At 42.3% G+C, this 20,123-nt stretch carries 15 protein-coding genes and 1 pseudogene; all 16 read right to left on the reverse strand.

The annotated features are described in order from the left end of the window. Positions 1-5: 5 nt before the first annotated feature. The 16 genes and pseudogenes from mutL to NQ489_RS08360 all read right to left on the reverse strand — a co-directional run bounded on the left by mutL (position 6) and on the right by NQ489_RS08360 (position 20,028). Positions 6-2,120, reverse strand: a complete 2,115-nt coding sequence (gene mutL / locus NQ489_RS08290) for a DNA mismatch repair endonuclease MutL (RefSeq protein ID WP_044961807.1) — start codon at positions 2,118-2,120, stop codon at positions 6-8. A gap of 5 nt (positions 2,121-2,125) precedes the next feature. After that, positions 2,126-4,744 (reverse strand): DNA mismatch repair protein MutS, encoded by a 2,619-nt coding sequence (gene mutS, locus NQ489_RS08295; protein WP_015525114.1) that lies wholly within the window; start codon positions 4,742-4,744, stop codon positions 2,126-2,128. A 555-nt stretch (positions 4,745-5,299) separates the two neighbouring features. Continuing rightward, the gene (locus NQ489_RS17955; RefSeq protein WP_442858075.1) at positions 5,300-5,401 is read right to left on the reverse strand and encodes a hypothetical protein; all 102 of its coding nucleotides are present in this window, start codon (positions 5,399-5,401) and stop codon (positions 5,300-5,302) included. Between the two features lie 162 nt (positions 5,402-5,563). Next, complete coding sequence (locus NQ489_RS08300; protein WP_084449168.1) at positions 5,564-6,667, reverse strand: DUF4179 domain-containing protein; 1,104 nt, start codon at positions 6,665-6,667, stop codon at positions 5,564-5,566. After that, positions 6,640-7,194 (reverse strand): RNA polymerase sigma factor, encoded by a 555-nt coding sequence (locus tag NQ489_RS08305; RefSeq protein ID WP_021652022.1) that lies wholly within the window; start codon positions 7,192-7,194, stop codon positions 6,640-6,642. The genes NQ489_RS08300 and NQ489_RS08305 overlap by 28 nt, the downstream gene beginning before the upstream one ends. Positions 7,195-7,500: 306 nt before the next feature. Then, positions 7,501-7,806: an Ig-like domain-containing protein gene (locus tag NQ489_RS08310; protein WP_044961805.1), complete on the reverse strand. Its 306-nt coding sequence runs from the start codon at positions 7,804-7,806 to the stop codon at positions 7,501-7,503. 67 nt (positions 7,807-7,873) lie between these two features. After that, positions 7,874-10,519 carry an ABC transporter permease gene (locus NQ489_RS08315; protein WP_044961803.1) on the reverse strand — a complete coding sequence of 882 codons (2,646 nt, stop codon included), beginning with the start codon at positions 10,517-10,519 and terminating at the stop codon, positions 7,874-7,876. 13 nt (positions 10,520-10,532) lie between these two features. Beyond that, positions 10,533-11,072: pseudogene (locus NQ489_RS08320) on the reverse strand (ABC transporter ATP-binding protein); the annotation flags it as partial. 61 nt (positions 11,073-11,133) lie between these two features. Next, entirely contained in the window at positions 11,134-11,583 is a 450-nt protein-coding gene (locus NQ489_RS17960) for a DUF4314 domain-containing protein (protein ID WP_442863931.1), read from the reverse strand. 97 nt (positions 11,584-11,680) lie between these two features. Then, positions 11,681-12,427, reverse strand: a complete 747-nt coding sequence (locus NQ489_RS08330; protein WP_021651975.1) for a hypothetical protein — start codon at positions 12,425-12,427, stop codon at positions 11,681-11,683. 403 nt (positions 12,428-12,830) lie between these two features. After that, positions 12,831-13,736, reverse strand: coding sequence for a bacteriophage abortive infection AbiH family protein (locus NQ489_RS08335; protein ID WP_021651973.1), 906 nt, complete (start codon positions 13,734-13,736; stop codon positions 12,831-12,833). Positions 13,737-13,749: 13 nt separating this feature from the next. Then, positions 13,750-14,328 carry a hypothetical protein gene (locus tag NQ489_RS08340; protein WP_044961781.1) on the reverse strand — a complete coding sequence of 193 codons (579 nt, stop codon included), beginning with the start codon at positions 14,326-14,328 and terminating at the stop codon, positions 13,750-13,752. A 179-nt stretch (positions 14,329-14,507) separates the two neighbouring features. Continuing rightward, a complete protein-coding gene (locus NQ489_RS08345; protein WP_044961779.1) occupies positions 14,508-14,978 on the reverse strand; it encodes a hypothetical protein in 471 nt (156 codons plus the stop codon). A 134-nt stretch (positions 14,979-15,112) separates the two neighbouring features. Further along, a complete protein-coding gene (locus NQ489_RS08350; RefSeq protein ID WP_021651970.1) occupies positions 15,113-16,687 on the reverse strand; it encodes a recombinase family protein in 1,575 nt (524 codons plus the stop codon). After that, positions 16,677-18,368, reverse strand: a complete 1,692-nt coding sequence (locus NQ489_RS08355) for a recombinase family protein (protein WP_021651969.1) — start codon at positions 18,366-18,368, stop codon at positions 16,677-16,679. Before NQ489_RS08355 ends, NQ489_RS08350 begins: the two co-directional genes overlap by 11 nt. Continuing rightward, on the reverse strand, positions 18,361-20,028 hold the full coding sequence (locus tag NQ489_RS08360; RefSeq protein WP_044961777.1) for a recombinase family protein: 1,668 nt from the start codon (positions 20,026-20,028) through the stop codon (positions 18,361-18,363). The genes NQ489_RS08355 and NQ489_RS08360 overlap by 8 nt, the downstream gene beginning before the upstream one ends. Between the last annotated feature and the right edge of the window lie 95 nt (positions 20,029-20,123).

Here is a 20,123-nt window from a genome sequence, read left to right on the forward strand (position 1 = left end):
GTATCTTACACGATACGTTTAAATTTTTTTTCAATCTCTGTCTTACTCATGGCAATGATGGTTGGCCTTCCATGAGGACAGTTATAAGGATTTTCCAGTGTCAGAAGTTCATCGATCAGCTTGTCGGCTTCCTGGGGTGACATGGAATGATTGCCTTTTACAGCAGCTTTGCAGGCCATAGTTGCAAGCCTTGCGGTAAACAGTTCAAATGCATCTTTGGAGCCGTCTGCAGTGAGATGGTCCAGCATTTCCAGAAACAGCTCTTCTTCTGTCATTCCCAGAAGGCTGGAGGGAACCGCACTGATACTGTACTCCCTTCCGCCAAAGGGTTCGATCTCAAAGCCGAAATCCCGGAAATACTTTTTGTTTGCCTTCAGCAGATTCTCCTCCTCAAGGCTGAGTGAAACGATCAGTGGGGGACTTACATACTGGGACTGGATGTTCTGGGACTGAAACTGCTTTACGAATCGCTCATAATATACTTTTTCATGGGCAGCATGCTGGTCAATGATATAAAAATTATCCTCAAACTGTACCAGCCAGTAGGTATCAAACAGCTGTCCGATCAGTCTGTGGCGGCTTCTGGATTCAGGAGCAAGAAGCCGTTCTTCGAACAGTTCCAGCTGTTTTGGCGGTTCCTGTTCCTGCGATTTGATCGGCTCGTTGTCTACCTCAGGAGGTGCCGATTCAGCAGGCTTTTCAGAAATCACTTCATAATCTGCTGTTTCTGTAGCGGAATTTTCATTTCTTCCGTCTTTTAATGTTCCGGAAAACATTTCCTCTTCTTCTTTTGTGAAAGGCTGCGATTCATATACGGGATTTTCCCGCAGAGAATCCACACGTTTGTATTTATCTGCAGAAGAAGCTGAAGAATTGTGAGTTGTTTCAGCTGAACCATAGGAGGCGGTACCATTTGTTGGCTTATTATAAGGTATCGATGGAACCGGCGCTGTACTACGTACTTCAGAAGCTGTCGGTGCAGCATGGGAAGCTATATTTGCCGTCCGATTTGGGTGACCGTACATCTCCTGCCGCCGTTTTACTTCAAAAGGCTCCGGAATATTTCCTGGCTTTATCTGTTCTGTGCGGGATGTCGGTTCGTCTTTTCCAACAGATACCTGTGGGATCAGTTCTCTGTGGGTCAATACCTTGCGGACAGTTTCATAAATGGCCGTATAAACTTCGGTTTCTCTGGCAAAACGCACTTCTCTCTTTGCGGGATGCACATTAACATCCAGGTCATTGCCGTCCATTTCGATCCGAAGTGAGACAAACGGAAATTTATGCTGCATGACAAGTCCTTTATATCCGTCCTCAATGGCCTTGGTAATGATCTTGTTTTTTACATATCGGCCATTGATATAATAATTCTCAAAAGTACGGTTTCCTCTGGAAATCTCCGGTTTCCCCACAAAGCCCTCGATCTTCATGAAATCATTTTCGTAGGAAACATCCAGAAGCGCCTTGGCGATCTCCCGGCCGTAGACACTGTAGATCACATCTTTTACGCTGTAGTTTCCGGAACTGGAAAGCTTCACCTGACGGTTCTGGATATATTTAAAGGAGATTTCCGGATGGGAAAGCGCCAACTGCTCCATCAGAGTATTGATGTAACCGGCTTCTGTCATATCGGATTTCAGGAATTTGCTCCTTGCAGGTGTATTGTAAAAGAGGTTTCGGATCAGAAATGTTGTTCCCTCCGGTGCCCCCATTTCCTCCAGAGACTGTTCTTTTCCGCCTTCGATCACATAACGGGTACCACTGATCCCGGAAGGAGTCTTTGTGATCAGCTCCACCTGGGAGACGGCGGCAATACTGGAAAGTGCTTCACCACGGAAGCCAAGAGAGGCAATGTGGGTCAGGTCTTCTACTTTTTCAATTTTACTTGTGGCATGGCGGAGAAAAGCAAGCGGAACCTGCTCTGCATCCATTCCGGAGCCATTGTCCGTGATACGGATCAGCTTTTTTCCGCCGTCTGTGATCTCTACAGTAATAGCGGTAGCACCTGCGTCAATGGCATTTTCCACAAGCTCTTTTACAACAGAGGAGGGGCGCTCTACGACCTCTCCTGCTGCGATCTTATCAATGGTATTCTGGTCTAAAACTGCAATTTTTTTCAAGGGTCTCACCACCGGTTCTTAATTTTGTTCTGCAGGTTATAGAGAATGTTCAAAGCTTCCATTGGTGTCAGATTCCCGATCTCCAGGTTTTTGATCTCTTCAATGATATCATTGTCCTGTACCGTGTCAAACAGTGACATCTGTGCCATATCTAACTGATCATAGGTGATCTTCTGCTTTTTCTTTGGAGCAGTTAGATCTTTTACAGCTGCAGTGATATCTGCATCACTGAGCTCCTCTACCAGTTCCTTGGCACGCTGGATCACGGAATCCGGAACACCGGCAAGCTTGGCTACCTGGATACCATAGCTTTTATCTGCTCCGCCTTTTACGATCTTACGCAGGAATACGATATCGTCGCCTTTTTCCTTGACAGCGATACAGTAGTTGTTGACACCGGAAAGCTTGCCTTCCAGTTCGGTAAGCTCGTGATAATGGGTCGCAAATAAGGTCTTGGCGCCGCAGAGTTTGGTGTTGCTGATGTGTTCGATCACTGCCCAGGCAATGGAAAGGCCGTCAAAGGTACTAGTTCCACGTCCGATCTCATCCAGGATCAGAAGACTTCGGGAAGTGGCATTACGAAGAATGTTGGCAACCTCTGTCATCTCCACCATAAAGGTACTCTGTCCGCTTGCAAGGTCATCGGATGCTCCCACACGGGTGAAGATCCGGTCAACCACACCGATATTCGCACTGTCCGCAGGAACAAAGCTTCCGATCTGTGCCATCAGTACGATCAATGCTGTCTGGCGCATGTATGTGGATTTTCCGGCCATGTTCGGTCCTGTGATAATGGAGATACGTTTTTTGTGGTTGTCAAGATACGTATCATTTGGAATGAACATATCGTTTTCAATCATCTGTTCCACAACCGGGTGGCGGCCATTTCGGATATCAATGAGGCCGGTCTCATTGATCTTGGGCCGGACAAAGTTATTCCTCTGTGCAACCAGTGCAAGGGAAGCAAAAACATCCAGAGCAGCTACTGCCTTTGCAGTACGCTGGATACGGACAACCTCAGCTCCAACCTGATCACGGATATCTGAAAACAGTTCAAATTCTAATGCATAAAGCTTATCTTCTGCTCCAAGGATCAGATCCTCCAGATCCTTCAGCTCCTGGGTGATGTAACGCTCTGCGTTGGTAAGGGTCTGTTTGCGGATATAGTCCTCCGGCACGAGATCCTTGAAGGTGTTGGTAACTTCCAGGGAATAGCCGAATACACGGTTATATTTGATCTTCAGGCTCTTAATACCGGTACGTTCCCGCTCTCTTGCTTCCAATTCAGATAACCACTTCTTTCCATCTGTCCGGGAGCGGCGGAATTTATCCACATCTTCGTTATAACCTTCCCGAATGATACCGCCGTCCTTTTGGGCAAGGGGCGGATCATCAGCAATGGAATTACGGATCAGATCGGTAATGTCTGACAATGGATCCATGTCTTCGTTGATCTGCATAAGCAGCGGAGATTTAAATTCTGCAAGGATCTGCTTTATATAAGGCAGCATTTCCAGGGAAGAGGCAAAGGAAACCAGATCTCTTGGGTTGGCAGATTTATAGCTGATACGGCTTATCAGACGTTCCAGATCGTAGATCGGATTTAAGTATTCCCGGATCTCATCACGATCCATAGGTTTTGCGTTCAGTTCTTCCAGGGCACCAAGTCTCTTTTCGATTTCCTCTGCATCGATCAGAGGCTGCTCCACATAAGAACGAAGGGTTCTTGCACCCATGGCAGTTTTGGTTTTATCCAGAACCCAGAGAAGAGAACCTCTTTTCTGCTTTTCGCGCATGGTTTCCACAAGCTCCAGGTTACGACGGCTGGAGCTGTCGATGAGCATATATTTTTCAGCAGAGTAAGGGCGGATGCTTGCCATATGGGAAAGTGCTGTTTTCTGTGTTTCCTTCAGATACAGGAACAGTGCACCGGAAGCAATGATCCCGCTGTCATAATCTCCGATCCCGAGACCTTCCAGATTTCCGACGTGAAAATGCTCTTTCAGGGTTTTCTGGCACAGCTGGTCGTCAAAGTACCAGGGATCCAGAGCAAATACACAGATTCCAAGACGCCCCTTCAGATCCGCTACATCCACACCGCTTAAAAGAAAGGCGTCATTGCAGATGATCTCTGCAGGTGTAAATTTATTGATCTCATCCAGAAGCTTCTGAGGTTTATCCAGTTCTGTGAGAAAACAGTCACCGGTTGTGATATCTGCAATTGCACAGCCAAAATGCTCTCCAATGGAGACGATGGACATCAGATAATTGTTTTTGGACTCGTCCAGTGACATGGTATCCAGAGTAGTTCCCGGCGTGACAATGCGGACAACCTCTCGTTTAACAAGACCCTTGGCTTTTTTCGGATCTTCTACCTGTTCGCAGATGGCAACCTTATAGCCCTTTTCGATCAGCCGGTTGATATAAGTTTCCGCAGCATGAAAAGGAACGCCACACATGGGCGCTCTCTCTTCCAATCCGCAGTCTTTTCCTGTAAGTGTGATCTCCAGTTCCTTGGATGCAGTCAGCGCATCATCAAAGAACATTTCATAAAAATCGCCCAGACGGTAAAAAAGGATACAGTCGCTGTATTCTTCTTTGGTCTTTACGTATTCTTTCATCATCGGTGATAATGTACTGGTATCAGCCGGAAACCCAGTGTTTATGCGGGTTTCAGATGCCTTATATTTTTTTTTGACCCACTTTTGACCCATTTTTTTCTCTTCTTCAGTGTTTCTTGCTTTTTCCAAATATTTAAACCTCTTCCTAAATTGTCATTTTATCAGTAAAATTAGCTTTCTTTTCCATACTTTTCTTCATAATTTCTTATCGTGGTTGCTTTAAGATTCCGAACCTTATAAAGTTCCATCCATTTCTCATACCATTTTGAAACGGACATACTCGAATCAAAGCCTGGAATACCTGGGAGAACTTCCGCCAAATACATGTTTCTTTGCTTTTTCACCTGCTGAAGATTTGTTCCATAGATAGAAAAAGGCGGTTGCCAGATCCCTTAATTGTGATTCTGGCTTCTTACCGCCCATCTTTTCTTTGTCGGATTCCCTTACCTATTTCTTTTCCTCTTAGATTTTTTCCATAACATTACCATCCTTTTTCTAATAACAATAGATGATCATGCATGGCACTGGACTTAATTTTAACACAACCCCAAAAACCTTTCAAGACTGCCGATCTATCCATTTCTGAAATTTTTTCTTATCAATCAGGGTTCTTCGCCCAATTCGTACCATGAAGGTATTATTCTTCATAAGAGTTCTCATGGTTTTCTCTGAAAGACCTGTGCGTTCACAGGCTTCCTTGACTGATATAAGAATCTTATCGTTATCTGCTGCTTGTATTTTTTATGTATCATATATATTACAGCCAATATCTGAAGGCAGATGATATTGGCTGTTCCTCTCTTCGATAAAATTATTCTTTTGTCATCTGATTTTAATTTCTATTTTTCCTTCCACTGGGCTATATAAATCCAGAGGATCTTCATCACTTTCATAAACACGTCCTTCGCCTTCTCCGTAAGTATCTTCTGTTCCTGTTTCATATTTTTTATATGTTGTTCTGTTTTTTTCTTCTTTATTTACATATAATTCTAATGTCACCGTTTTAGCATCTGGAGAAATTCCTTTATATTTTGTATTATTTCTGCTTTCTTCAAACACAGTCTCTGTGTCTCCATAATTTGTCATTCTATAAAGCCCCTGATTTCCTTTATCGTCGGTTCCTATTAAATAATAATCTTCATATTCTTTATTATCCAAATTTCCATAAATTGTACTTGCCAAATCGTTTAAGCTCATTTTTGAAATCGTCAGATTTTGATTTGGAGATATCTTTATTTTTTTATTCACATTTACATTTATGGTATTCTTCTCCAGTTCTTCCCAATTTGATGAAAATTCAAAAATATAGTCATCCGTATCTTCTGTATCTGCAGTATCCATTTCTGTTGAATAAAATAACCATACTTTCATTTTTATATCTGCTGTATTATCTTTAATAGTTGTATCTTCCAACCTATAATGACAAACCTGACCATCTGTTCCGTTCTCCTTTTTCTCCAGAGCATATGTTCCATCTAACTGTGCCGCTTTTCCATTTATCTCCACTTCTGTTAGTAGAATAGTCTCCTTTTCTTTTGAATCATTTATATTATCAGATATTGCCACCCATAAATTCTCCTTATCAGCAGCAATTTCATCTAACGTAATAGAAATTCCATTTTTAGTAATCGTTTTTCCAACACTATCTATATATGATTCTACATTTTCATTAATCCCCAATGCAGTTTGAATCCACAAAGTAATCTGTTCCCAGGCCGCCTTTATCTCATGCGGATGTCCCAAGCCTCCTATCAATAATGCTATTACAACTCCTGCTGCTGCAATCTTTGCTAATTTTAATTTCAAATTAACATTTCGCTTTTCCCATGGCAAGGAAGCTTCATAAACAAATTTTTCATCTATTTCTCCCATCAGATCCAAAAAATTGTTTTCTTTTTTCATATGATTTCTTTCACCTCTTCCCATAATCTGTTTCTGCTTCGAAAAAGACTGGATTTAATTTTAGTCTCAGAGCATCCATGTCTTTTTGCAATGTCTTTAATATTATCCATATACCAATATCGCCTGACAAAAATATCCCTGTCCCCTGCTTTTAAATCACTTAAAAATTTTTTTAAAATATTCAAAATTTCCTTTTTCTTTATATCCTCTTCCACATAATCCTTTATTGTATTTTCCAGTTTTTCCACTTCACCACAAATATCCATCATATGTGTATCTGCTCTTTTTGAAGCATTTTTCTTTCTGAAATTGTCCAATGCCAAATTTCTGGTTATTTTTCCAAGAAATGCAGATAATTTTGTTGGCGTTTTGGGCGGAATCTTATTCCACGTTATCAGCCATGTATCATTTACGCATTCTTCTGAGTCTTCTGTGTTATATAAAATATTCCATGCAATCTTAAAGCAAAATTTTTCATACTTTACTTCTACCTGGCGAATTGCATCTTCTGATCTTTCTAAAAATAAATTTATAATATGTATATCTTCCATATCACATTTCTCCCCTGTATATTAGTGTTTTTATGCAGATAGGTTATTTGCAGTGTGCCATATTAATGTTTTCTATTATATATAACGTATTTTTTTCTGTTTGGTTGCACTTTTTTTCTATTTTTATAATTTTTTTGTTACCATGCTTCCATTATCACTATAACATATTATCTAAACATTCTTCTCTCCCTGGTCAACTATTAATATCGTAATCTACTTCTGCAAATAAAACCACATGCAAAAAATGAAAAAAGGAGCTGCCATTCCATGTGTATTCATGAAAGGCAGCTCCTGCTTGAATCATTTTTATTTAACAACTACTTTTACTTTTTTGCGGATCTTTCCAGATTTCACTGTGATATAGGCGGTTCCCTTTTTCTTTCCGGTGATCACGCCCTTGGAATTTAGCGTCACGCTCTTCTTATTCGAAGAACTATATGTAGCCTTCTCCTGGGAAGTGATCGGGCTGATGTCCGGTTTCAGCGTAAGTTTTTTATTTCTTGCAACAGTCACGCTTGATTTCAGTCCGGTGATCTTTGTTGTTCTTACCGTTGTTTTCTGCACAGTAACGGAAATGACCTGTTTCTTGCCGCTGGCCAGTGTAATGGTCACTTTGATTATTATTTGAATTCCAGCCCTCAGCCTTTTCATTGACAGAGGGCTAATTTTGGCTTAGCAATTATTGAGCATCCCTTAACTGATCTACAATGCTGCATTTCGCTGCGTTATCATACATCATGCAGGGAATCAGCCACCCAAGCAGAAGAAATACCGGAATTGTCAGCAGGACAGGCAGAATGGTGAATCGATACTCAAAGAACCAGAACATACTGCCCAGCATTTTTCCTGCAAGAGGTCCCACCGCCAGCGACAGAATAAAGGCCGCCGATACGGAGGACATTGCGTAAAACAATCCCTCGTAGATCAGCATGGTTTTGAGCTGCCGGTTCGTCATTCCTACAGCCTGAAGCACAGCAAATTCACGGCGGCGGGAAAGAATACTGGTCATCATGGCGTTGAAGAAATTTAAGAGTCCCACCAGCCCGATGATAGCACAGAGGATACCACCTACCAGAAGGAACATCTGCCGGAACTGAGCAAACTCAGAGCGAGCCGTGGCCTTGCTTTCATACATCAAGGGTGAAAACTCACCGGCAGTGAGCTTCGATAGATATTGCTCTGCTTCGGCCTCGTCTGCGTCGTCTGCTGTGTCGAACAGGTAGAGCATCGGAATGGCCGCACCGCCGCTGTCCCTCTGTGCGGTATCCACAGACAAAACTGTCTCATATCCAATACCACCATAACGATAACTCATGGAATACGGAAGCTCTACCAAGGCGCAGACCGTGTACTCTACATCTCTAGCTCCATACAGTTTTTCCTGAAAGTACTCCTCCGGTGTATCTTCGGTGCGGAGTTCCCCGGTGCGGCTGTCGATATATTTCACATCGTCCGCATAGGTGGCGGTGATCGTGTCTCCCACCTTGGGGTAGTATTCAGGATTGGGCAGATTGCCGTAATCATCCAAAGAAACCGCAATGGCAATGGCGTTATTGTCCGGCTCCAGCATAGGAGAAATATCTCCGTCGAACACTTGCAGCTTGTCAAACAGGCTGTTATCCAGAGCCTCGATTCTGGTATCTCCCATCACCATATCGCCCCGGTGCTCCATGCGGCTCATATGGCTGTCCAACTGCTCAGCACTTTCGTACCTTGCATAGTCCTGCCGCAGAGCATCCTCCGTCATCCAAAGATATACGGGTTTTCGCACAGCATATCCCGTGCCGGAAAGACTGGACTTTGTGTTTGCTGCGATCTCTTCGATCTGTTCCGGCGTGATGAATTCATCCGCCGGGTTGTAACGGAAATAGTCGGGCGTGCTGACGATAAAATCGGCGCAGGTCATGAAGGATACATACTTCTCCATGCTGAAGCCGCCCACAAAGGCACACAGTGCATTGAACAGCGTCACCGACAGTGCCAGAGACACCACCACCAGCACCGTCTTTTTTTTGTTTCGTCCCAGATTGGCAAAGGCCATCTGATGGAGCTTCGCTCCCCGGGTGCTGCGCTGTTTTTTCTTGGTCTGCATCGCATCTGTATATTTGGTAGCCTCCACCGGAGAAACCCTGGCTGCCATTTTCCCGGGCTTGGAGCAGGACAAAAGCACCGTCAGCAGGGCAAACAGCACGGAGCCAACAAAGATCACAGGCGAAGTGCTGATGGTGGTGATGCCCGCATCCAACTGGGTGGAGCGCAAGACAACAGGCACCAGAACAGCGCCAATGCCATAGCCCAACAGCAGCCCCGCCGGAATGCCAATCAGACAAAGCAGAAGTGCCTGCTGGCGAATGATGCGTTTGAGCTGCCGGGGCGTTGTGCCAATGGTTTTCAGAAGCCCGTAAAACCGGATATCCCCCGCAACAGAGATCTGGAAAATGTTATAGATGATAAGATACCCGGTGAAAATCACCAGCAGCAAAAAAGCTGCTATGGCGATCACAAGTTCCGGATCGAGGTGCGACTCCAGCTGGGATGAGGTATATCCCCAGTTGACGCCGATCCGGACGCTGTTGGGATCGGTATAGCTGTCCCATGTGTAGCCGAGATCGGTATCCACCTGCTCCATCTGCCCTTGAATGTTTGTACTGGAAGCCATCATGACATTCAGGTCAGTGCGGAAGGGCTGTAAACCTGTTTTCACTGCCTGCGCTTCGATATCATCTGCGTAATCACGGCTGATGTTGATGTAATGAACAGGCATTAGTTCATCATAGTCCCAATAGCCCACCAGCGTAAAGGTATCTGTTACAGTAAAGGCGGTTTGATCCTTGTCCGTGATGGAATAGGAAACCGTGACCTCGACGCCCAGCTCCGGCGTTACGCCAAGCAGCTGCAACGCTGCCGTATCCATGGCTACTTCTTTGCCGCTTTCGGGCATCCGCCCGGTAGTAGGGGTGGCATAGCTCCATTTGGTGCAGTTGGCATCCATGTAGCTGATCTCTGCAGGTGTTTTGGAAAAGACACCATCCACAGTGATGCCGATCACCTTCCGTGCCCCCGCAGCCTTCACCTTTGGATGAGCAGCGATACGTTCCGCCTGCTCGGGGGAAACATCTTTAAAGGTACCGTGTGCATAGCCGCCTACCTGCCGAAACTGGTAGGTTTCATAACTGGCGTTCAACGACAAGACAATGGTAAACATGGAAGTAAATAGCAGCGTTGTCAGCGCAATGGCAAAAATGGCGATCAGATTGCGGCTACGGTTCGCATAAAGGGATTTTAAGCTGAGCTTTCGAATACATTTTTGATTTCTTACCTTCATCACGGTCACCTCCTCATCGGTCCGTGACAATGCGGCCATCTTCTATGCGGATGATCCGGTCAGATAGTTGGGCAATCTCTTCGTTGTGGGTGATCATCACGATGGTCTGGGCAAATTTTTGACTGCTCACCTTCAGCAGACTCAAAACATCCTGACTGGTCTTGCTGTCCAGATTGCCGGTGGGTTCATCTGCCAGAATGATAGCGGGTGCCGCTGCCAGCGCACGGGCAATGGCTACTCGCTGCTGTTGACCGCCTGAGAGCTGATTGGGCAGCGCATCCAGACGGTCGTTCAGTCCAAGCGTCTGCACGATCTGCTGCACAAAAGCCTTGTTTACCTTTCCGCCATCCAGTTCAGTGGGTAGAATGATATTTTCATATATATTCAGCACCGGAACAAGATTGTAGCTCTGAAATACAAAGCCGATTTTCCTGCGGCGGAAGATGGTCAGCGCTTCCTCCTTTAGGGAGAAAATATCCTGTCCGTCCACCATGACCGTGCCGCTTGTAGGGCGATCCAGCCCGCCCAGCATATGCAACAGCGTGGATTTTCCCTATCCTGTCAAGTAATATCCAAAAAAAATTGTCGATTTTTGCAATTAAAAGAAACCATTCTTATCGCTTCTTCTGTACTGGGAAAGGATTTTTCCTCTCCAACTCCTGTCCCTGCATTTCCATCTTTTTTATGAAGATGTGCTGCTGACTGTCAGTTTCATATTGAATTGCCACACCAAGACCCTTCTTCATAAATGCGGCAACTCCCATATCTACAAAAACCTCCTGCCCTTCTTTCTTCTGAAAACTGATTTTAGGAAAAACCCCTGATAATTTTTCCATAATATACAGTTCCATTTTTTCCAAGCTCTCAAATGGCATAGCCTGTATCCTTTGTAATATCTCCTGCAAACGTTCCTCTCTCATAACACATTTGCAATGATCTACACCAAACACCATAGCAAGGCTGTGTCCACAATCCCAGGATACATGAATCTGTCCGGCATCATCTACAAACTGTACAGTTCCTAAATCACCGGGGCTCAGTTTTACATACGGATCAGCCTCCATATCTTCCAATTCTACCCGACACCCTGGTGGATACATATTTCTCAACACAATTCTTTCCGCATTACTTATCACTGTTTTCTTCCTCTCTTCAATCTGGCTACCGTTCCAAAGATTTCTCTGGAACATTTCCCTCCAATAAATGCTCTCTTTCTTTATTCCATTCCAACACCTTTTCCATAGCAGCTTCCAACTGATCTTCTACCGGTTCTCTTGTATAAGTTCTATATTCCTGAAAATATTCTTCCAAAGTGTTCTGCTGTATCTCCAGTTCCTCTTTATCATAGCAATCCGGTTCTTCCAATTCCTTCAACTCCTGTAAGGTTTCCCAACATTCCAAAACACTGTCTATCTCCTGCATTTCAAGCAGATAAGATAAAAACGTTTTCTCAGGCATAATACTGAAATAGCACCGGTCAAACCATTGCTCAATATACATGCGTTCATCAGAACCATTGGTATGTGTACCGCAAATCAAATCTGCAACAAAGTTTTCAAACAGTTCGCCAATTGATAACCCAACTTTTCCAGACTTCATACAGAGTTCTTCTACTTCGTCTTGATATAACCTGATAGAAATGGTCCGCTGCAGGCTTTTTTCATAGGGTTCTATATCTTCCCCTGTCTCGCAGAAATGCAGATATGTATCCGTATAAATGTTTTCCATATCGCAAAATCTCCGGCTCATTGCCACATAATCTTTACTTTCCCGGTCCCATTCCAGCCGGTAATGATGTTCCCTTGCATGTTCCTCTAAATCTTTCCGTATGATATTTCTGGTTGCTTCCGGCAACTCCGCAATAAAAATGCTTGTATCTGGAACTGCTAATACTCTTTCTTTTACCACATTTGTCCTCCTTACTTGTAACTATTTCTTGCACGCGGCAAATTCCCCAGTACGTCCATATAGAGGATAATTCCCTGCGAGTCCAGATGTACGGTAATAAATTTCTGTATTTCCTGTAACAGATCATGATCAGAAAACCCAGCCTGGCAGCCAATAAAATTCCTGATTTTTTCTACAATATCCCGTTTACGGAACTCTTGTAACACCAGAATCGGAATCGTGTGCTGACCTCCCATAGCATTATATGCTAGCTTTTTTCATAGTCTTTCCGTAAAATATGTTTCAAGATACATGGCTCTTCTCCCCTTCCTTCTTTTCTAAATTTTCTTCTAAATAAAAGAAGAGGAAGGCACCGCAGCGTTTTCCTCTTCTTTTATTAGTCTTTTCTGACTGTATAATCGTATTATAAATTACTTAGCATTACCGGCTGAAAATTTTTAATATCTAACCTTTTTGCAAAATATTCCATATTATCTAAATCACTTTCTGAGAAATATGAAATATACCATTTACACGAATGTAATACTCTCTTTCTAATCTCAACAAAATAATCCATATCTACAGAAGATAACGAATGACCTAATATAAATATTTCATTTATATTTATAAGAGAGTCAAAAAAATTTTGATTCATTTGTATAATACCAAACGTATCTTTATATGTCTTTTGAAAATAGGCTTTAATGATTTCTTTTGTTTCAGTTATTCTAAAATCTTCATCATCATCTTGTATATATATTCCATGTTCTTCCGCTGCATTAAATGGAGAAACAGCTCCGTACTGAAAAGTAGAAATATCATGATGTCCCACTACAAGTTTCTTACTGCTCAGGGCTTTTCCATGAATGTATAAAATATTCTCAGCAGGTACTTTATATGCTCTTTCTAATGTATCCGTATAATTAAAATTTAGAATCTTACACGTATTATTTATTATACGCTTTGATACCAAAGGTAAAACGTTTGTATCTATTTGCTCAATCCATTTCTTAAAATAATATGGAATATAAGATGCAAATGCCAAATCCTGCTCAACCATAAATTGAAAGTCATGATTAGCACTGTCTTTCCAATTTTCGTCACCATAATCAAGATAATATGAAGCATTTTCTTCTTGCACTTGATATTTATCTAATTCGCCTAAAGCCATTTCAAATTGAAACCACAATTCTTCTTCTGGTATATATTTACATATAGCTTCATAAAATTCACGAGCATATATTCTCAAATACTCCTTAAAATCATAATACGAAGTGGGCAAATTGTGTGCCCGATCAAAACCATTTCCTATAATAACCAATCTGTCCAATTTCTTTTCTCTCCTAGTAAATATGTTCCAAAAATGTTTGCACTGCTACACAAGCAGCTGTTAGACTTCCGATAAAAGCTGTTAAAGATACTATTAACGAAGAAGCCATTTCTAGCAGATGTACAATTCTGGAAACATTTTGATTTGTACTATTAGGAAACAGTAATCTCCTTACCTTCTGTATTAAAAAATAAAATGTTTTAATGAACGAGATAAGTATATAACACAAATAGGAACACACGATTATGCCCCCTATGCAAAATCCTATATCTCCCAAGTGAGATCCTTTTTTCCAATTAACAAGAATATAATGTATCTCCCAAGAAAATATAATTAAAACAGAAAATGCAGTAATGGCATGGATGCTTACTGTAACTATCTTTTTCTCTTTAGTTTCTCTCGATAAAGCAGGAAAACTAATAAACCAAAATGCAATACATGTTGCTCCTATTGATAAACGTGTTTCATTTGCTCCACCACTATATAAGGCTGGATATGCACCAATCGTTAACATTAAACATCCCATTAACAACAAACCCATATTAAGACTAAGTGCTATTTTCCTTTTATTTTCACGTATCAATGTACCCATTTTAAACATCTCCATTCGTATTCTATTTCTAAGTTAAATTATTAACCTATCATATTTTCTTTGGTTTTTATATTACTTTTAATGCTTATTTTTCTTTATATTTTATTGTACCACTTTTTCAATAATCTTCCTATATCTTATTTTCATAATGATGTCGAGAACCGCCAATACTCTTTCTTTTACCACATTTGTCCTCCCTGTTTGTAAACATTCCTTGCCGCCGGCTGGTTTCCCAATACGTCCATATAGAGGATAATTCCCTGCGGGTCCAGATGTACGGTCATAAATTTCTGTATTTCCTGTAACAGAGCATGATCGGAAAATCCAGCCTGACAACCAATAAAATCCCTGATTTTTTCTACAATGTCCGGTTTACGGAACTCCTGTAACACCAAAATCGGAATTGTGTACTGCCCTCCCATAGCATCATAGGGCAACGATTTCCGTAATTCTTCTAAGAGATGCCGGTAATAATCAACTACCACCTGGTCTGTTTTCCACGCTTTTTCCTCACAATCCCGGAGTAAAAAATCATACTCTTTTTTTGCCTGTTCCATTTCTTTCAGGATTTCTACTGCCTCCACAGAGCAATACCCTTTCTCTTCTATCAGCTCCATCAGTTCTTCCATAGAATATGTTTCAAGATACATGGCTCCTCCCCCATCTTCTTTGCCTAATTTTCTCCTAATACAAAGAAGAGGAAGACACCGCAGCGTTTTCCTCCTCTTTTATGAAATCTTTTTCTCTACCGGAATCCAGGACAATAAGCTCTCCCGGTTCTTTCTTATTCTACTGCTTCCAGAAATTCGTCCCTGTATTTCCATACAATTTCAATATGTTCCGGATCATAAAAATTTATGACTTCAATCAGCTCATGCAGAACTTCATAAGACAGCTCTTCCAATCCCTTATATTTTACAAAAAGTTGCAGTCCCTCTGATTTCTCCTTTTGTTTTTCCTCCTCCCCCTTTAAAATTTTTGCTTCTATCTCCTGTATCTTTTGCTGATAAGCTGCTATTTTCTCCATATAGGTTTGTTTTCGTGCCAGGTAATCCTTCAAAGAAATCTGTTCTTCTACATATTGTTCATATAGTTCCATTTTCTCCTGTTTGCAAAGTGCCAGCTTCTTTTCATATTGCTTTTTCCGATACCGGAGTTTCGGAATATTCAAAGTCTGATTGGCTTTCTTTAACTGCTTTATGGTATCCTCTGCAAGGGCTGCCTGCTGTCTTATCATAATTAGCACCAGTTCTTCCAACTCTTTCTGCTTATATTTCTTTGGATAACAGGAAGCATTGGGGGCTGTCGTAACACTTTTACAATAAATCGGCTTTTCTTTGTATTCTGTCCGTATCCGCATTTTCCGACCACAATGCCCGCAGCGGATCAGGCCTGCAAAAATATTCTCAGAAGACGGTGTAGACCCATGATATTTTCTGTCCTTCTGTACCATGTCCTGGACCTTCTGAAGCTCCTGCTCCGTTACAATCGCTTCGTGTCCTCCTTTTACGCAAATCCAATCCTCTCTTGAAATATATCGGTACTCTCTTTTTGACGGAACCCTGGTTTCTGTTTTCCCTCTTACCGTCAGTCCTGCATAAACCGGATTAAACAAAATCAGCTTTACTAAATTTCCGTCCCAGAATTTCACAGATTTCTTTGCTTCCGGCGCCCAGCCTTTCCTTTGAAGATATACGGTAGGTGTTTCAACTTCTTTTTTATTCAGGTCCCTGGCAATGTCTGCATAGGTCTTTCCTTCCAACCTTTGGTCGAAAATCCCCCTTACAACGGAAGCTGCCTCCGTATCCAGATGAAGTTTTGTATGAACACCGTCATGGAAGCAATATCCGTATGTTGGGATTGAACCATGATATTGTCCCATTTCAGCCTGTTTCCTCATAACTTTTTTGATATTGTCGGAACAAATCTGGGGATAAATCCCATTGATTAGGTTCTTAAATTTAATCTCCGTATCCTTTCTTTCGGAAGGTTTCTGGCTGCTGTCATAAAAATCATTGATTGAAATGAAACGCACCCCAAGGAACGGAAATATTTTTTCGATATAGTTTTGTGTTTCTATGGTATCCCTTCCCAGGCGGCTCAAATCTTTGACAATGATACAGATCCGTTTTCTCCTGGTAATCAGCCCCATCATGCGCTTAAATTCCGGGCGGTCAAAGGTTGTACCGCTGTAACCATCATCTACAAAGAAGAAAACCTTTGCCCCTGCAAATTCCGGCTGTTTTTCTACAAAATGCTGGATCAAAAGCCTTTGATTTTTAATGCTGTTGCTTTCCTCCATTTTTTCTTTATCATCTCTGGAAAGACGCAGATAAGCAAAAATAAAATCATACTGCATACGGAAGACCTCCTTCCATATTGACCAGTTCTTTTTCCAGCTCCTTTTCAAATAAATCCCCAAACCAGAACACGATTTCCACATAGTCTTTGGAATATACCGTAATCTTTTCAATAAAGCGGTCAGCAATCCCTTTCTCTATCTTCTGGAATCTTTGGTACTTTAGAAGTTCCTCTGTCCAGTCCATTCTTGCCTTCACCTGATCTAACAGGTTCTGTCCACGAAGCTGTACCTGCTTCATATTCTGCTTGGCTGCTTGCTGTTCTTCCTGATAGATTGATTTAATCTCCTGATATTCCTTGCAGTCCAACAGTCCGGTAGCATAATGCTCAAACAAGATTTCCAGTTTTCTTCCATATTTCTCATACTTCCGTCTGGCATTTTTTATTTTTTCTGCTACCTCCTGCTCCAGCTTTTGATAAAACTCTGCACCATAGGTCTTCTTACTTTCCACAGCAAGCTGGATCTGGTAGCGGAGTGCTGCCTTGACTGCCTGATTGATGTAGATTTCATTCACCGTGCGGAAACATTCCGTATGATCTGTAAGGGAAAAAGAAGGGCATTTATAAACCATATATTTATGTTTCTCATTGCCTCCGCTCCTGCACCTTCCAAGGCGTTTTCCGCAATGTCCACAGAAAATCCTTCCCTTAAAAGGACCATCTGCCCCCTGTTTTTCTTTTGGGTTTGCAGCCCAGTTATCTAACGTATCTTTCCAGCGTTCCTTTGCAATTTCCTGTGCTTTTTCATAAATCGCCCGTTCCACAACTGCTTCCCAGGCATTTTCACACACTTCCCACTGCTCTTTTGGTATCATCTGAAGAGGAATATTCTGTGCAAGCATCTGTTTTGTTTTCCCATAAACAGCAGCACCAATGTAAACGGGGTTCTGTAAAATCTTCCTGATACCGTCTGATCTCCATAACCGCCTTTTTTCCGGCTCCTTTCCCTGTTTCCTTTTCTGATAGCTGTCCTCCGGTCCTAATACCTTTCTGCCATTCAGTTCCCTTGCTATATCATAGCTTGACATTTCTTCAAACACATACCAGTAAAAAATCTGCAGGATTATTTCTGCCTCCTCTGGTTCCGGCACCAGCTTCTTGCTGTTTTCCTCTGCCCTTTGGTATCCATAAGGAGGTCTGGAACCCCAGAACTCTCCCCGCTCCCTAGACAGCCGGTGTGCCTGTACCAGTTTCTCTGAAACTTCCCTGGCATAATAATCATTCATAAAGTGCTTCAAAATATTGGTGGTCCGGTCTTCTACACAAGCCGGGTTCGCACTGTCATATTCGTCCATAACGGAAACAAACCGGATATTTAAAGTTGGGAAAATTACATCAATCAAATCTACAGCATCTAAGGCGTCCCTTCCAAACCGGGCAAAATCCTTTACAATGATGCAGTCAACCTTTTTATTTGCCACATCTTCCATCAACTCTTCAAATGCGTTCCTTTGGAACGTTGTACCTGTCACACCATTATCCGCATAGACTTTTACCACCAGCATTTCCGGGTGTTTCTTTGCGTAGTCTTCACAGATCTGTTTTTGGATATAAATGGAATCCCTTCTGCCATGCCCTCCGTCCTTTTCGGAAAGCCTTACATAAATATAGGTTCTCAGATACTTCATTTCCGGCTTGCTGCTTTGTCTTTTCTGTCCTCTTTTTCTTACCTTAGGCACTTGCTTCCGCCCCCTTTCCTTTCAGGAAGGCTTCCACATGCTGATCCGGCTTTGCTCTATTTACCGTTTCCAGCAGTCCCAATACCTTTTCAAATTCATCTTCAAACCAAAAATGAATGATAATGCGCTTCTGCTCATATACCTCAATCCGTTTGACCAGGTTTACCAGCATTAAGCGGTCCACTTCCGTCCGGTCCCGGTATTCCAGAAAATATTCCAGCCACTCCTGCTGTTTTTCAAGGGTTTCCTGCAAGTTTCGGATTTCCCTTTGCTGGCACTCCATTGCCTGCCGGATTTCCTCTAAAGACTGGTCATACTTTGCTTTGAAGGTTTCAAATTCTGTCCGGTCCAGGATTTCTTCTGCAAAACTGTCATACAGTTTTACTTTAATGTTTAAGATCCTCTGGCTTTCTTTTTCCAATACCTCCAGTTTTTTATCCTCTTCCAAAAGCCGCTGTTTTGGGATTGAGACAGTTTTTACATACGCCAGTATATCCTTCAGCTCCACCAGAACAGAAATATAATGCAGGATTGCTTCTGTCACAGCTTCTACCAGTTTTTTCTCATTGATACTATGGGAACTGCACTGCTTTTCATAAAGGGAAGTCGAACATACATAATAGTAGTGGACTTTATCCGGGCTTTTCAGCACCATGCTTTCTTTACAGTCCCCGCATTTTACCAGTCCGGAGAGAAGAGCCAGTCCCCTTGACCCTTTCATGGTATCCATTTTCATCAGATTTCCTACCACTTCATATTGGTGTCTGCTGATAATAGGCTCAAAAGCATTCTCATACCGTATCCACTCTGCTTCCTCTTTGTGGATTACAACCTTTACTTTATGGTTTGGCGTTGTCGTTTTCCCCTGTATCAGCACTCCGGTATAGCGTTCATCAAGCAGAATCCGGCGCACCATAGTTGGCATCCAGACCGGTTTTTCCGTCAGGCAGAACCCTGTCTTTAATTTTTGTTTTAAATACACCTGCTTATAACGAAGAGGCGTCAGTATCCCACGCCGGTTCAATTCTTCGGATATGTCTGTCAGGCTGTACCCCTGCATTTTCATGTGGTAAATATCCCGTACTACAGAAGCTGCCACTTCGTCTATGACCAGCTTATGTTTATCTTCTTCGGATTTCAGATAACCATAAAAAGCAAAAGGCGCTACACATTGTCCGGCTGTCATTTTAACATACAAATGAGAGCGCACACTTCTGGAAGTATCCGCAGGATAAAGGTCATTGATTAAACTTTTAAATCTCAGGGTAAGGAAATCACGATTTGGCGTTAGGCTGTCATAATTGTCATTCACAAGAATTAAGCGCACGCCCATTTTCGGCAGGATACGTTCCACATACTGTAAAACACCGGAAAAATCCCTTCCATACCGGGAAAGGTCTTTGACAATAATACAGTCTGCTTCTCCCTGTTCCAGCATACGCAGCATTTCCTGAAAACCAGGGCGGTTAAAGTTTGTGCCGGTATACCCATCATCTACACATTCTTTTACTACCTGAATTTCAGGGTGGCTCTTTAAGAAGCTATGAATTAGTATCCTCTGGTTTGATATGCTGTCGCTTTCCCTGTTATCGCCATCTTCGTCAGAAAGGCGCAGGTAGACAACCGCACGATAGATTTTGTTAAGTATTTGATTTTTCATTGTATTCACTCCTATCATTTAGATTCGTCAGCCGATTCCCTAAATGATAGAGGCTACTGGGTCCTTGCCATCATCCTACCATAGTCCAGAAGGTT

This window comes from Blautia sp. KLE_1732_HM_1032 (genome assembly GCF_025147905.1).
Lineage (GTDB): Bacteria > Bacillota > Clostridia > Lachnospirales > Lachnospiraceae > Blautia_A > Blautia_A fusiformis.

Coding starts and splice junctions, on each gene's coding strand:
- NQ489_RS17960 (WP_442863931.1), bottom strand. CDS start 11,583: ATGGAGGCTGATCCGTATGTAAAACTGAGCCCCGGTGATTTAGGAACT.
- NQ489_RS08315 (WP_044961803.1), bottom strand. CDS start 10,519: ATGAAGGTAAGAAATCAAAAATGTATTCGAAAGCTCAGCTTAAAATCC.
- NQ489_RS17955 (WP_442858075.1), bottom strand. CDS start 5,401: ATGAGAACTCTTATGAAGAATAATACCTTCATGGTACGAATTGGGCGA.
- NQ489_RS08305 (WP_021652022.1), bottom strand. CDS start 7,194: ATGGAAGATATACATATTATAAATTTATTTTTAGAAAGATCAGAAGAT.
- NQ489_RS08360 (WP_044961777.1), bottom strand. CDS start 20,028: ATGAAAAATCAAATACTTAACAAAATCTATCGTGCGGTTGTCTACCTG.
- NQ489_RS08350 (WP_021651970.1), bottom strand. CDS start 16,687: ATGCAGTATGATTTTATTTTTGCTTATCTGCGTCTTTCCAGAGATGAT.
- NQ489_RS08300 (WP_084449168.1), bottom strand. CDS start 6,667: ATGGGAAGAGGTGAAAGAAATCATATGAAAAAAGAAAACAATTTTTTG.
- NQ489_RS08340 (WP_044961781.1), bottom strand. CDS start 14,328: ATGGGTACATTGATACGTGAAAATAAAAGGAAAATAGCACTTAGTCTT.
- mutS (WP_015525114.1), bottom strand. CDS start 4,744: ATGATGAAAGAATACGTAAAGACCAAAGAAGAATACAGCGACTGTATC.
- NQ489_RS08345 (WP_044961779.1), bottom strand. CDS start 14,978: ATGTATCTTGAAACATATTCTATGGAAGAACTGATGGAGCTGATAGAA.